At 62.3% G+C, this 13,867-nt stretch carries 7 protein-coding genes; 2 read left to right on the top strand and 5 right to left on the bottom strand.

Features of this window, described 5'->3' with window-relative positions:
* Positions 1-43: 43 nt before the first annotated feature.
* Positions 44-1,249: a potassium channel family protein gene (locus NATGR_RS05880; protein WP_015233385.1), complete on the bottom strand. Its 1,206-nt coding sequence runs from the start codon at positions 1,247-1,249 to the stop codon at positions 44-46.
* A gap of 94 nt (positions 1,250-1,343) precedes the next feature.
* On the opposite strand from NATGR_RS05880, the gene serS reads away from it, so the two are divergent.
* Positions 1,344-2,723, top strand: a complete 1,380-nt coding sequence (serS, locus tag NATGR_RS05875) for a serine--tRNA ligase (protein WP_005575372.1) — start codon at positions 1,344-1,346, stop codon at positions 2,721-2,723.
* Between the two features lie 138 nt (positions 2,724-2,861).
* On the opposite strand, the gene NATGR_RS05870 is transcribed toward serS, so the two are convergent.
* The 3 genes from NATGR_RS05870 to NATGR_RS05860 form a co-directional block, all read right to left on the bottom strand.
* On the bottom strand, positions 2,862-4,829 hold the full coding sequence (locus NATGR_RS05870) for an oxidoreductase (protein WP_015233384.1): 1,968 nt from the start codon (positions 4,827-4,829) through the stop codon (positions 2,862-2,864).
* Positions 4,830-5,343: 514 nt separating this feature from the next.
* On the bottom strand, positions 5,344-6,168 hold the full coding sequence (locus tag NATGR_RS05865; RefSeq protein WP_015233383.1) for an IS5-like element ISNagr1 family transposase: 825 nt from the start codon (positions 6,166-6,168) through the stop codon (positions 5,344-5,346).
* An 897-nt stretch (positions 6,169-7,065) separates the two neighbouring features.
* Positions 7,066-9,252: an elongation factor EF-2 gene (locus NATGR_RS05860; protein ID WP_005580579.1), complete on the bottom strand. Its 2,187-nt coding sequence runs from the start codon at positions 9,250-9,252 to the stop codon at positions 7,066-7,068.
* Positions 9,253-9,917: 665 nt separating this feature from the next.
* Here NATGR_RS05860 and NATGR_RS05855 point away from each other — a divergent pair.
* Entirely contained in the window at positions 9,918-10,673 is a 756-nt protein-coding gene (locus NATGR_RS05855) for a DUF5781 family protein (RefSeq protein WP_005580580.1), read from the top strand.
* 15 nt (positions 10,674-10,688) lie between these two features.
* Here the strand turns inward: NATGR_RS05855 and NATGR_RS05850 are convergent, their stop codons facing one another.
* Entirely contained in the window at positions 10,689-13,643 is a 2,955-nt protein-coding gene (locus NATGR_RS05850) for an FIST N-terminal domain-containing protein (RefSeq protein ID WP_005580581.1), read from the bottom strand.
* Positions 13,644-13,867: the final 224 nt, after the last annotated feature.

The raw sequence follows: 13,867 nt of genomic DNA, 5'->3' as shown, positions 1-13,867 counted from the left end.
CGGCGTGAGCCTCTCTTTCGGTTCGTCGGTCGATACATCGGAGCTAGCTCGCTGCTAACTCCTCGAACGCCGCCGCGGCCGTTCGCGTCCCCTTCGAGATGAGGACGTCGTCGCCCCGAATTTCGGCGTCGGCGTCGCCAACCAGCAACCAGCCATCGCCCGGTCGTCTGATGGCGATTACGGACATCGTCGACTCGGTATTGGGGACGCCGCCGACGATCGCGGTTCCGTCGAGGTCGCTGCTGGGGTCGACCTCGACGCGAGTGATGATCTCGTCGCTCTCTTCGACGGCCAACTGGACGACTGGATGGACGTCGATCTCTCGGAGGACGCCCTCGCTGATGTCGATCGCAGCGTCGCTGATGACCTCGGTGGCGCTACCCAGGTGGATCAGTCCACGGAGCGCGATCGGATCGGGGGCGTCTGCGGCCGCCCGGAGCGTCCACGCCTCGAACCGCGACTCGAGGGCGTCGACCTCGACCTCCAGATTCCGAACCTCCTCCGCCAGCGGCTCGCTGTCGAAGAGGACGGCGCTGTAGGCCAGATCGACCGCGAGCTCCGAGAGGTTCTTCATGTGGACGATGGTGTCGACTGCCCGCTCGAGATCTTCCACGCCGGGCGTGTCGGTGACGGGCGGCTCGTCGGTCGTCCCGGTCATCGTCTCGCAGACGTCGCCGATCGCGACGTCCGGGCCACGCAAGAGTGCGACATCGTCGGCCCTGATCGCCGTCTCGGGACCGGGATTGAGCAACCACTCGTCCCCACGGCGAAGCGCAATCACGCGGACGCCGGTCTCGGACTCGAGGTCGATCGCCGCGAGCGTTCGATCGACGTACGCCGAGTCGGGATCGACGACGCCACGGACGAGCGTCTCGACGGCCTCGGGAAGCGCCGCCCGCATTGCCTCGGGAAGACCGATATCTTCGAGTACGATCTTGGCGATGTCGCCGGCGGCGTCGCTGACGTCGTCCGCGGCAGCGACGATACCGAGGACGGGTGCGAGCTGCTCGGCGTCGTCCGGATTTCGGACGGCCATCATCAGCCCCATCCGTGCCCGCATCTCGAGGACGTCCATTCGCTCTTCGAGACGCAGCACCTCTCGGGCGATCTCCTCGCTCGAGTGCAACACGGCAGAATAAGAGAGATCTATCAACAGCTCCGCCGTGTCTTTCATCTCGACGAGCACGTCTTTGACGTTGACTGGCTCGTACTCGATCGATACCGACGCTTCACCCTCGAGCGGATCCATACCTAGAAACTCTTTGCCGACCCAAAAAACGTTTGCCGCTCGGTAGCACTGACTTCCGATACGGTTTTGGACGGCCGCCTTGAATCAATCCCTAATGCTCGACCGGACGTATCTACGAGAGAACCCCGACGAGGTCCGCGACGCCCTCGACGACCGGGGTGCCGACGTCGACTTCGACGAGATTCTCGAACTCGACGAGCGGTGGCGGGAGCTGAAAGCCCGCGGCGACGAACTGCGCCACGACCGAAACGAGATTACCGAACGGATCGGTACACTCGTCTCGGAGGGGAAACAGGACGAAAAAGACGAGGCCATCGAGAAATCGAAGGAGCTGAAAGCAGAGATTCACGACGTCGAGACCGAAGCCGCCGAACTCCAGACCGAACTCGAGCAACGAATGCTCGAGATGCCACAGATTCCCCACGAGAGCGTCCCACTCGGCGTCGACGAGCGACACAACGTCGAGGACCGACGCTGGGGGTTCGACGCCCTGCGCGACCTACCCGAGGAGGTGACACCTCACTACGACCTCGGCGAGGAACTGGACATCATCGACGAGGCCCGCGGCGCTAAAACGACCGGGTCGGGCTTTTACTTCCTCAAGGGTGACGGCGCGCGCTTAGAGCACGCCCTGGTCCAGTTCATGCTGGACGTTCACCGCGAACAGGGCTATATCGATCTCTTTCCACCGGTACCCGTCAAAAGCGAGTCGATGCGTGGCACCGGCCAACTCCCCAAATTCGCCGACGACGCGTACCGACTCGGCGGGAGCAACGACGAGGAGTACGAAGACGACGACCTCTGGCTCTGTCCGACCGCGGAGGTTCCCGTCACCAACATGTACGCCGACGACATCCTCCTCCAGGACGACCTCCCACTGAAACACCAGGCCTACACACCGAACTTCCGGCGCGAGGCAGGCGAACACGGCACCGAAACCCGCGGCATCGTCCGCGTCCACCAGTTCAACAAGGTCGAACTCGTCAACTTCGTCGAACCCGAGGACAGCTACGACCGACTCGAGGAACTGCTCGACGAGGCCGAAGAAGTCCTCCGTCGGCTCGGGTTACCGTATCGCATTCTCGAACTCTGTACCGGCGATCTCACGTTCGCCAGCGCCAAAACCTACGACATCGAAGTCTGGGCACCCGGCGACGACATGGAGGACGGCCCCGACCGCGGCGGTCGCTGGCTCGAGGTCTCGTCGGCGTCGAACTTCGAGGACTTCCAGGCTCGACGTGCCGGCCTTCGCTACCGGCCCGAGCGCCACGAGAGTGCCGAATACCTCCACACGCTGAACGCCTCGGGTCTGGCGCTTCCGCGAGTGATGGTCGCTATCCTCGAGTACTACCAGAACGAGGACGGAACGGTGACGATCCCCGAGGCGCTGCGCCCGTACATGGACGGCCAGGATGTCATCGAGGGCCACGAGAAGGTCGGCGAGAGCGCACTGGGTGCGGGCGAACGCGAGTAATAGTTCGTCACGCTTCTGTTCCGTTCTCGCTCTCGTGGTGGCTCACGGCACTCGTCGTTCGACCGACACAGCAGCCGCCGGATGGCCGTCTGGCGGAGCGCAACTCACGCTCGCTCACAGGTGACGATTCCAGTCGACTCACTGTTTCGGACTTACTGTCGGCTCGCGTGCTCCGATCGACCGACCGATCTCACAGCCGTCGTGAATAGCGGTGTGGATACCGTTTGGACTCTTGGCGTCGCCAGCCACGTAGATGTCTAGATCCAGGTCGGTTAGCTCGTCGACGAGTTCGTCGTTGGGTTCGCTGCCGGTCGCAAGCACGACAGTGTCGGCGTCGAACGTCTTCCCGCCGTCGGTGATTACCTGCTCTGGCGCAATCTCTGTCACTCGCCGGTCGGTGTGGATCGTGATCCGATCGTCGTCGGCGAATCGATCGCTGGCGTCGGCCTGGGAGGCTCGTTCCACTCCCGGCGCGCCCTCCTCACGCATTTCGAGGACGGAGACCGTGTGTCCGTTTGCTGCGAGCTGTTCTGCAGTTTCACAGCCGGTTTTTCCAGCGCCGATCACGACGACAGTGTCGCCCTCGACGGTGGTTTCGTCCGCGAGCAGATCCCACGTGTGACAGACGTGCTCCCGGTCGATACCCTCGATGGCGGGGACCAGCGGGCGTGCGCCGGTCGCCACTACGACGACATCCGGAGCAGCCTCCCGTACGTCGTCGACAGTTATCCGCGCCCCGAACTGTACGTCGACCGGCGCTGCATCGAGTTTCGTCTCGAGGTGGTTGCACAACCAGTCGATCTTCTCTTTCCCTGGCGTTGCCGCGGCAAGTGTGAGCTGTCCACCGAGGTCGTCGGTTTGTTCGGCCAGTGTCACATCGTGACCGCGGGCTGTTGCACGCGTCGCTGCCTCGACGCCGGCAGGGCCAGCACCGACGACGAGAACGTCTTTTTGCTCCCGGATGCGTGGCTCTGCGTCGAATTCGGCTTCCCGACCTGCTTCGGGATTTACCGTGCAACTGACTTGGTTGCTGGCGAAGATCCCGTCGTCGAGACAGCCGACGTTGCAACTGATACAGGGGACGATCGCCTCGGCCCGACCGTCGGCGATCTTTCGACCGATCTCTGGATCGGCGATGTGGCCGCGTCCGACCGCCACGAAGTCGATGTTCTCGTCGGTGAGAACGTCGTTCATCGTGTCGGGGTGTCTGATCACACCGACAGCAATCGTGGGAACGTCGACGACGGCACCGATTTCGCTCGCGAGGTGTGTCCGCCAGGCCTCCTCGTACTCCATCGGCTCGAGCAACTGCGGCATCGACTCGTAGGTGCCCGAACTCACGTTGACGACGTCGACTCCAGCGTCCTCGAACGACTTCGCAGCCCGTTTGCCGTCTTCCAGATCGTTCCCCTCCTCGACGAACTCGTCGGCACTGATGCGGACGCTGAGGCCGAACTCGTCGCCGACACGTGTTCGGATCGCGTCGACGATCTCGAGGGGGAACCGCATCCTGTCCTCGAGATCGCCACCGTATCTGTCGGTCCGTCGATTGGTTCGACTCGACATGAATTGGCCGACCAGGTACCCGTGTGCGGCGTGTAGTTCGACACCATCGAACCCCGCACGCTGTGCACGGTCGGCTGCCTCGGCGAACCGTTCGACGAGTGCTTCGACTTCCTCTGTGTCGAGTGGCCGTGGCTCCGTCCCGAGGAACTCGTCGGTAACCGCCGATGCGGAGACCGGCTGATGGCCCTCCGTCTCTTCGGTGGTCGTTTGTCGTCCGGCGTGATGGAGCTGAATGAATCCCGCCGCGCCGTGGGCTCGAATTCGATCCGCTAGCCGAGAGAGGCCAGAGACGAACTCGTCGTCGTCGATGCGTAACTGTCGTGTGATTGCCTTCCCGTGAGGATACTCGACTGCGGCGACTTCGACCATCACCAGTCCTGCGCCACCGCTTGCACGGTCCGCATAATAGTCCAGCATCTGATCGGTGACAGCTCCAGTTTCGTCCGCGAAGTTCGTCCCCATCGGCGGCATTACTAACCGATTTCGGACGTCGACGTTACCGATCGTTCCTGACTGCAAGACGTTGTGGTACTCGCTCATCCGTTCCTAGTCGGTCCGAACGCCCCATCGATATTGTGCCGAATAATGGGGTGTCTTTTTATCAGGAACGACTTTGGATTCTGATCTGACAGTTTTGACAGCACTCGATCTGCAAACGTTTGCTTTTGCAGGCCATAGTGGGACGAAGACGACACCAGCACGTTCGACACCGGCTTCGGGCCCGACGACGAGTGGTTCCCGAAGACAGCTAGAGCCCACCCCTCACACTACTGTCTCCAACGTCGCGCGGTCGGACACTCGAAGCGACTGGCATCCTCACTCTGGGACCGACCACCACTGGTGGTTCCTCGAGTCTGACATCGTGGGTCGCATCGACCCAGCCCCAGTGATACGAACTGCTGTCCCGATGTCCCGGCGCGACCGCGAGCCCGCCTTCGGTCACGCCGGAACTGACCGACACAAACCGCATGAGAGTGTCACGTCGACACGTGACTGGGGGCGGGGTCGCCCCCACAAAGGGCCGTGGTGAATCGCCATACGGCGCTTGATTTCGCTAGTTGACGGTACGCTTGATGTTGTATACGGCACACATTAGGACGATTTCACGGAACTCACGATACCAGCTTCGCGCACGCACGGCGTCGCCGAGCGTGCGCTTGATCACCGAGAAGACGGTCTCAGACAACGCTCTCTGGCCGTAGAGAGTCCCATCGATCCGCGCGTTATGCGCGTGATCGATGGGACGGAACTCTCGATGCTTGATCAGCGGTCTTACGTCCTCTTCCCGGAGTTTATCACGGAACCGTTGCCAGTCGTAGCCTTTGTCGGCGGCGAGGCTGTGCAACTCGCCAGCGTTGCGGCGGGCGAGTTGCCAGCCGATCTGCGTGTCGTGACGTTTCTTGGTTGTGCAGTGAACGTCGAGGATAGCTTGTGACTCAGTATCGACCAGAGCCGTTGTTTTGAGCGTCTGAACGCGGTAATTCGTCCGTCGGCAGTAGTGTTTGCTCGCGTTTTCGCGGTCGAAAAACGTCGCATCCATCGCCGCATGGCCAGATGGCTCGTGCAGCTGCGCCGACAGGCGCAGCAGCACTCGCCAGACTGCCATCTTGATCCTATCAAATGCTTTCACTAGCGTAGAGTGATCAGGGAGATCGGCCTCCTCAAGGCCGATCTCCGCCAGTATTTGTGGCATCTCGCTCAACAGGTCAAGTGCTTCCCGGTAGGATTTCTCCAAGTAAATCCGCAGACAGTGCAGCGAAACGACGGCGTAGTCGGCGAATCCGCCGCCACCCTGCGGGGCGGCGGATTCGCCTCGGCCACCAACAGCACTTTTAGCCAACGTCACGACCTTCCCAGTGAAGCGGGAAATTTTGGACATAGAGCATCCGCCGTTTCCCGCTTCAACTCCCTAGTTCTGACGGTCGAAGTCTATGCAGTCATGCGATTCACCAGAGCCCCACAAAGCATATCCCACATGCAGATAACTGATTCGATAGAACGGTGGACTGCCGGGTAGGGGTACTCGCAGTTTCCGTCCACCAGTTTATTACTCCCCACGAGACGCGTCTATCCGAGAGACAGCCCAAGCCTGCACTGTTGGGCCGAACTGTCCGTGTAGGCCGGTTTGGCTCGTCAGTCGACGAGTGGAACGGAAATTAGCAACTCGAGAGCCGTCGTCTACTCTCGGCCGTCGATCTCTGGGACGGTGTGCTGTCATACGGTTTGCTGTATTCACTTACCGCCGATCGCCAGAACGGGGTCGGCGATCGGCGGTAACTAGTTACAGCAATCCGTATCAGTCAGTTCCGGCGCGACCGCGAGCTCCCTGCGGTCGAACCGATACATCGGTACAGCATTCCGTATGACTGCCGGCTCGAGCTGGGTCGCTGCCGTCGGAGTCGACGGTGTTCTTGCGTCGCATGCGGCCCCATCTCGAGTTTCGGAACCTGGTTCCAACTGCGACGGTCTTGCCGACGGACGGGACTTTATCTCGTGACGGACGCCTAGCAGCGCCCAGAGTTGACCGACAACCACGCCACTGGCGTCGACTCTACAGTCGACGATCGGATCACGACGAAAGGAGAGACGACCGAGTAAAAAACTGGGACTCGTAGCGGACAAACCATCAACTGACGGGTCGAATCGAGCGACACCGCCGGATTCGACCCCTCAGTTCAGGCTTGGCCCGCCACTAGTACTCCGCCAAGCGTCGACTGCTGCGTGAACCCAGACGACCGCATTCGGTTTCACTCATCCGTTCAGGCTTGCCAAAGCACTAGATGTAGTCGATGTGTTCTGGCAGTTCGAGCTTCATGCCCTTGCGCTCGCGGATCTCCATGATCTTCTCGCGCTGGAGTGAGTCGGACATGACTTCGAAACCGGCGTTCTCCGTGTTCCAGGAGGCACGACCCTCGGTCGCACTCCGGATGTCCGAGGCGAAACCGATCATCTCGCCGACCGGAGCGATCCCTTCGACGACCATGAGATCGCCTTCTTGGTACATATCGTCGACGCGGCCACGACGACCCTGAATCTCGCCCGAGGCGGCACCCATATGGTCGTTTGGCACGTCAATACGGACATCCTGCATCGGCTCGAGCATCTTGATTTTGCCGTCGATCAGCGCGTTGTGGACGGCGTTTCGGACTGCAGGGATGACCTGTGCCGGACCGCGGTGGATGGTGTCCTCGTGGAGTCGGGCGTCGTGCAGGCGGATGAGTGTCCCCTGGACCGGCTCGTTCGCGAGTGGGCCGTTGTTCAGGGCGTCCTCGAGCCCTTCGATCACGAGTTCCATCGTCTCGTTTAGGTGCTGGATACCCTTCGTGTCGTCGATGAGGATGTTCGTCCCGTGGATGTGCTCGACGTTCTGGGACGTGTCCTTGTCCATGCCAGCGTCCTGCAGGGCTTCACGGCGCTCCTGCTCGGGCATGTCCATCGACGCCTCGCCGAGCTTGATCGTGTCGACGAGTTCGTTCGTCATCGGCTCGATCGTGATGTAGAAGCGGTTGTGGCGGTTCGGAGAGATACCCTCGACCTCCGCACTCGCTCCCTGGGGCTGCTCGCGGTAGACGACGATCGGCTCACCCGTATTCACGGGGATGCCCTGGTTCTTCTCGATACGCTGGGTGATGACTTCGAGGTGGAGTTCACCCTGGCCCGAGATCAGGTGCTCGCCGGTGTCCTCGTTAATGGTAATCTGGATCGTTGGGTCTTCCTTGGAGACCTGCCGTAGCGTCTCGATCAGCTTCGGCAGGTCGTCCATGGTCTGGGCCTCGACGGACTTCGTAATGACAGGCTCGGAGATGTGCTCGATCGATTCGAACGGCGTCATCTCGACGCTCGAGACCGTCGAACCTGCGATAGCGTCCTTGAGACCGGTGACGGCGGCGATGTTCCCCGCGGGAACGTGCTCGACTTCCTCGCGTTCACCGCCCATGTAGATCCCGACAGACTGGACGCGGTTCTTGCCTGCGGTTCCGGAGACGTACAACTCCTGGCCCTTCTCGAGGGTGCCCGAGAAGACGCGGCCGGAGGCAACCTCGCCGGCGTGGGGGTCCATCGCGATGTCGGTGACCATGAAGACGACATTGCCGTCCTCGTCGACGAGACGCATGCCTTCGGCGAGTTCGGTCTCGTCGTCACCACGCCAGATGCGCGGGATACGTCGGGGCTGTGCGTCGACCGGGTTCGGGAAGTGCTCACAGACCATGTCGAGCACGACGTCCGACAGCGGCGTCCGCTCGTGGAGTTCCTGACGCTTGTCGTTGCGCTCGAGTTCCATGATGTCGCCGAAGTCCATCCCGGTACGCTGCATGGAGGGCATAGAGACACCCCACTTGTACAGCGCACTACCGAATCCGACGGTACCGTCCTCGACGGAGACGGTCCAGTCGTCGATGTCGTCCATGTCCTGGGTCATCCCGCGGATGAGTTCGTTGACGTCGTTGATGACCGAGACGAGACGCTGTTGCATCTCCTCGGGACCCTCCTGCAGTTCGGAGATCAGGCGGTCGACCTTGTTGATGAACAGGGTCGGCTTGACGCCTTCACGCAGCGCCTGGCGCAGGACGGTCTCGGTCTGGGGCATCGCGCCCTCGACGGCGTCGACGACCACCAGCGCGCCGTCGACGGCACGCATCGCACGCGTCACGTCGCCACCGAAGTCGACGTGGCCCGGCGTGTCGATGAGGTTGATAAGGTGATTGGTGCCCTCGTACTCGTGGGTCATCGAGACGTTCGCCGCGTCGATGGTGATCCCACGCTCTTGCTCGTCTTCCTCCGTGTCCATCGCGAGCTGTTCGCCGGCAGTCTCGTCGGAGATCATGCCCGCGCCAGCCAGCAGATTGTCGGAGAGTGTCGTTTTTCCGTGATCGACGTGAGCGGCGATGGCGATGTTCCGGATGTTCTCCGGTTCGTCCATCAGCCGTTCACACTCTTGGACGATCTTCTTGCGTCGGCCCATATACACCTCCATACCGCTAGCGGGGTCAAAAGGGTAGTGTTTCGTCGGCGTCGGAATTTGACCGCTCCCCCCGCTTACGGTCCAGAATATCTAGTTTACGTGAGTTAATACCACGCAACAGCCACGCCACTCACGAGACAACTCGCCGCTGCAGCTGGACCCCTCGATTTGACCGTTCCCGAGCGCGGTCGGCCTCCCGTCTCGTCCAACGACTCCCCCAGCTCGGAGTCTCCCTCTCAGTTACGGAGACGTGGCCTCGAGGCCCCGTCTCGACGACGGGAGCCGTCAATCGGGCGTCGACCGGACCACGAGTACGGATTGCTGTAACTAATAGTGCCCCAAGTCTACTCTGACTAGTACACTCTACTCCTGATCGAAAGTCGTGATCGGTTTGGGCCAACTCTCAACTAGTCGGTCCACACTTGGGATAGTACTAGTACCGTCCCAACCGTCGATCGACAGAACGCGGTCGGCGGTCGGCCGTCATACGGTTTGCTGTACGTCAGTTCCGCCGCAACCGAAGACGGGCTCGCGGTCGCGCTGGGACATCGGACAGCAGTCCGTATCACTGACTACAGTAAACCGTATCACGGTACAATTCGTTCTCGCGGCTCGCGAAAGCGGGCGTAAGAGACATACCATCTCCGCCCTTGGTAGTTATCAGCATGGATATACGCGTCCAGGGCCCTGGCCCCACGTCCCCGTTTCTCGGCGCTCGTGACCGCTTCGAGACCGAGCACGATCTCTCCTTGCCGGTGTACGTCCAGTTACGAGACGACCCGGACGAGCGTACCTGGGCCGGCCACTACGAGGACCGTCACGTCCTCAACATCTCCAGACAGGCCGCCTCGAGCGCGATGGCTCGAGAGCTCGCCCTCCACGAATTCGCTCACATGGCCAGGTACGAACAGGAACATCCGTCTCACACCCAGTCGACCGACGAGGTCCTCTTCCTGGCGCTGGCCGGCAAGAGCGTCGAGCGGCGCAAACTCGCTCACTGCCACCAGATCGCCAACCACATGAAAGACATCTACGCAGACGACATCACCCTCTCGGTCGACTCCGGCGAGAAACTGCTTGCCTATCTCGAGTCCAGCCTCGCAGCGGCAGTCGCGGACCGTCCGGACCCCATCTCGAGGCCTGCCTTTCGCCGTCTCTCCCCGACTGCCGACCCCGAGATTACGGCCGTCAACGCGGCCTTCGCGCTCGCGCTCGCGGAACGACACGACCTGGTCGACGACGATCACCGCCTGTACGACCTCGCTCACGTAGCCGCGATGGACGCGCCCGGCGTCGACTTCGAAGGATTCAACCGCCGGTTCCGGGAGCTAGCGAGAGATCCCAACTCGAGCGATTACCGGCAGGTGCTGGTCGGCGCGACCCGCGAGTACGTCGCCGGCGGAGGTCGCGCAGCGGACTGAAGACGAAGCGGGCTATCACTCAGGAAGCAACATCACGACCGACGTCGTGTTGTGGAATCCGCTCAACTGCCCCCGCTCCATGCAGAGTTCACCGTAGGTTTCGATCCCAGTAAACGGAACCTCGAGTTCGTCGGCCATCACGTCGACCGCCTCGCCGAACTCGTCCTCGAGGATGATCGATCTACAGGCACAGTCGTAGACGAAGCCGCCGGCGACCGCCTCCGAACCGGTATTCTCGACGGCATCGCGTGCAGTGTCTCTTGCCGACTCGATCTGGTCGGGTTTCGGACTGTGCATCACGCGCAGTTCGGTTCCCTCAGGGACGCCGACTGGGAAGTCGAGGTATCCTTCGGTCGTCAGTGACAGACCCGGCCAGCGGATCTTGTACCCGTCGTCGCTCGCACCTCGCCCTTCCTCGATGCCGAACTCGAACTCGGTTAACAGGCCCAACAGCTCGAGGCTCCCGTCCTCGAGCGCGTCGAAGTCGACCGCGCGGCCACGCTCCTCGAGATAGGGCTCGACGACTTCCCGCCAGGCCTCGAAGGCGGGTTCGCCGTCGAATTCGAGGACACGTCCGCCTTCGGATTGTGTTACCGTCAGCGGCTCCGAGATGGGCGAGTGACCGTGATCGACGCTGATCGTGACGGGTGTTTTCGACGCCAGCAAGCCGACGACGACTGCGTCAGTTTCGATCCTTCCGTCGTGGAACACGTGGGTCGCTTCCATCGCCAGATCGTCGCCCGCAGACCCCCCGACGAAACTCGTGTCGTGACCGAGATTTCGCTGGGTCGCCACTGCGACTTGGTCGCCGACACCTGCCAGCCCGTCGTGGAGCACGATCGCCGACCGGTGTGGATACCCCGCCACCGAAGCCGGAAGCGACTCGAGAGCCTCGTTTACCGCGCTTGCAACGCCGTCCGAAAGGTCGGTCCCGATTCCGCTGAAAAAACGGATCGTATCGCTCGCAACGAGTGCAACGGTGACACTCCCCTCAGTACTGGTCTCTTCGGTGAACTCGCCCGACGACGAGGACCCGATCAGGTTGGCTTCGTCGCCGACGACCGATCGAATGCCGGCGAGTACCGCTTCGTAGTCGTACTCCGGTGAACAAAACACTTGCCCGAAGTCGACGCGTCCGTCGGTCTCGAGGCCGTCGGCTGCCCGGGCCGCAGCCGCTTTGCCGACCTCGAACCCGTCGTCTCCGACGGCGACGCCGCTGCCGAACTGTGTCGGCAGATCGTCGGTCGCGCCTGCAGTGCCATCGGCCGACTCGAGATCATTGAACTCGAAAGTCGTGCCGTCGGCCGTCTCCGACGGCGGACCCGTCGCGTCCGTCACCGACGCCGCTCCCCCGTCGACGCCGTCTTCTGGGAGCGTCGACGGCGATCGACCATCGCCGGTGGTCGCGTTCTCGTTTTCGTTCGTGTTCGCGTTTGCGTTCTCGTTTGCGGCCACACTCACACTCGAGTCGCCCTCGGTCACTACCGCCGGCGCACGCTCCTGGCCCGGCACATCCTGGCGTGCCTTGTACATATCGAGCGTATCACGGAGCCACGTTGCGCTTTCCGCCAGTTCAGCCGCGCTATCGGAGACACTCGAGAGTGCAGTCGTCTGTTCCTCGGCCGACGCCGCCACGTTCTCGGCGAGTGTAGAGGTACGGTCGCTGATCGTCGCCGTCTCGTCGACTAGTGCGACGACCTGCTGGGTCGATTCGGCCTGCTGGTCGGCTGCCGCCGAGATCTCTTGGACGCCGTCGTTGGTCTGCTCGGCGTACTCGGCGATCTCCTCGAGTGCAGACAGCGCGTTCTCGACCGAGTCGGTGTGGGCCGCGATGAGCTCCTCGGTCTCGGTGACCGCCTCGGTCGCCGTTTCGGTCCGCGCTTGAATCCGCTCGAGTCGGGTTTCGATCTCTTCGGCCGCCGACTGGACCTCGCTCGCGAGTTCTTTGATCTCCGAGGCGACGACGGCGAACCCCTCCTCGTCGCCGTCTTTGGATTCGCCTCGTGACGCCTCGATGTTCGCGTTCACCGCGAGCATGTTCGTCTGCCAGGCGATCTCGGAGATCATCTCGACCAGTTCGTCGATCGCCTTCACGTCCTCGTGCAGGGTTTCGATCGCCTCCACCGCTTCCGTCGATCCAGTGCCGATCTCTTCGATGCCGTCGATCGCCGTCTGTGCCGCTTCCTTTCCTTTTCGTCCCGTCTTGGCCGTCTCTGCCGAAATCGTCGCGACCCGTTCGGACCGACTCGCAATCTCCTCGATGTTCGCCGAGAGCTCGTCGGTCTCGGCGGTGGCCGACGCGAGACGCTCGGACTGGACCGACGCACCGTCGGCGATCTCTTGGATGTCGTCGCTGATCTCCGTACTCGCCGCCGTCACTTCGCCGGTGCCGGCCATGAGCTCGTCGCTCGAGGTGACCACGAGCGTCACGAAGTCCTTCAGGTGGCGGATCGTCCCCTCGAGTTCGTCCATCATCGCGTTGAACTCCTCGGCGACCGACACCGGCGCGTCCTCGTCGGGCTCGATCCGGTGGGCGAGTCGGCCGGCCGCACACAGCCGCATCGCCTCCTCGAGTTCGGCCGCCTGCGATTCGATACGCTCGTTGCGTGCCTCGAGGCGCTCGAGGTCGTCCTCGACCGTCCCGATTCGGCTTCGGAGTCTGCGATTTTCACGCAGCGTCGCCTCGATGGCGTCGCCGACGTCTTCCACGTCGGTCATCGCGTCGAAGTCGACGTCGACTGCGTCGGTATCGCCCGCCGTCGATTCGGACTGGACCCGCTCGATCGTCCCGGCGATTTGCCCGCTGATCCAGTAGCCGAGCACGGTGCCTGTGACCACGATCAACGCTCCACCGCCGAGCAGTCCCGGGAGCCCGGCGAGCACGCCAGCGCCGACGACGACTGCCGCGACGCAGGCTGACAGTATCGCGAACCTGAGTGCGGCCGCCGTCGACCCACGTAGCAAATTCATAGACCGATTATGATGACGAACGTACAAGAATGGTGGGGGTGGGAACTCGGCTATCGTTTACTCGACCGTGTGTCTGTCGTGATCGAGAGAGACCAAACGTAAAACACGTTTACACGGCTCGGTCTGCTGCCGATCGGTCAGGCCGTCGGCTCGAGTCACGTATCGAAACCGGACCGCCCGAGAGCGAAACCGACGGGACGACTGTCCCAGTCGTCGAAACGCGA

Source organism: Natronobacterium gregoryi SP2, assembly GCF_000230715.2.
Lineage (GTDB): Archaea > Halobacteriota > Halobacteria > Halobacteriales > Natrialbaceae > Natronobacterium > Natronobacterium gregoryi.
The sequence above is the reverse complement of the archived record's forward strand: the minus strand, read 5'-3'. Positions and strand labels throughout refer to the sequence as shown.

Excerpts from the sequence above, each read along its gene's own strand:
- NATGR_RS05880 (WP_015233385.1), bottom strand. The coding sequence starts at position 1,249 with ATGGATCCGCTCGAGGGTGAAGCGTCGGTATCGATCGAGTACGAGCCA.
- serS (WP_005575372.1), top strand. The coding sequence starts at position 1,344 with ATGCTCGACCGGACGTATCTACGAGAGAACCCCGACGAGGTCCGCGAC.
- NATGR_RS05870 (WP_015233384.1), bottom strand. The coding sequence starts at position 4,829 with ATGAGCGAGTACCACAACGTCTTGCAGTCAGGAACGATCGGTAACGTC.
- NATGR_RS05865 (WP_015233383.1), bottom strand. The coding sequence starts at position 6,168 with ATGTCCAAAATTTCCCGCTTCACTGGGAAGGTCGTGACGTTGGCTAAA.
- NATGR_RS05860 (WP_005580579.1), bottom strand. The coding sequence starts at position 9,252 with ATGGGCCGACGCAAGAAGATCGTCCAAGAGTGTGAACGGCTGATGGAC.
- NATGR_RS05855 (WP_005580580.1), top strand. The coding sequence starts at position 9,918 with ATGGATATACGCGTCCAGGGCCCTGGCCCCACGTCCCCGTTTCTCGGC.
- NATGR_RS05850 (WP_005580581.1), bottom strand. The coding sequence starts at position 13,643 with ATGAATTTGCTACGTGGGTCGACGGCGGCCGCACTCAGGTTCGCGATA.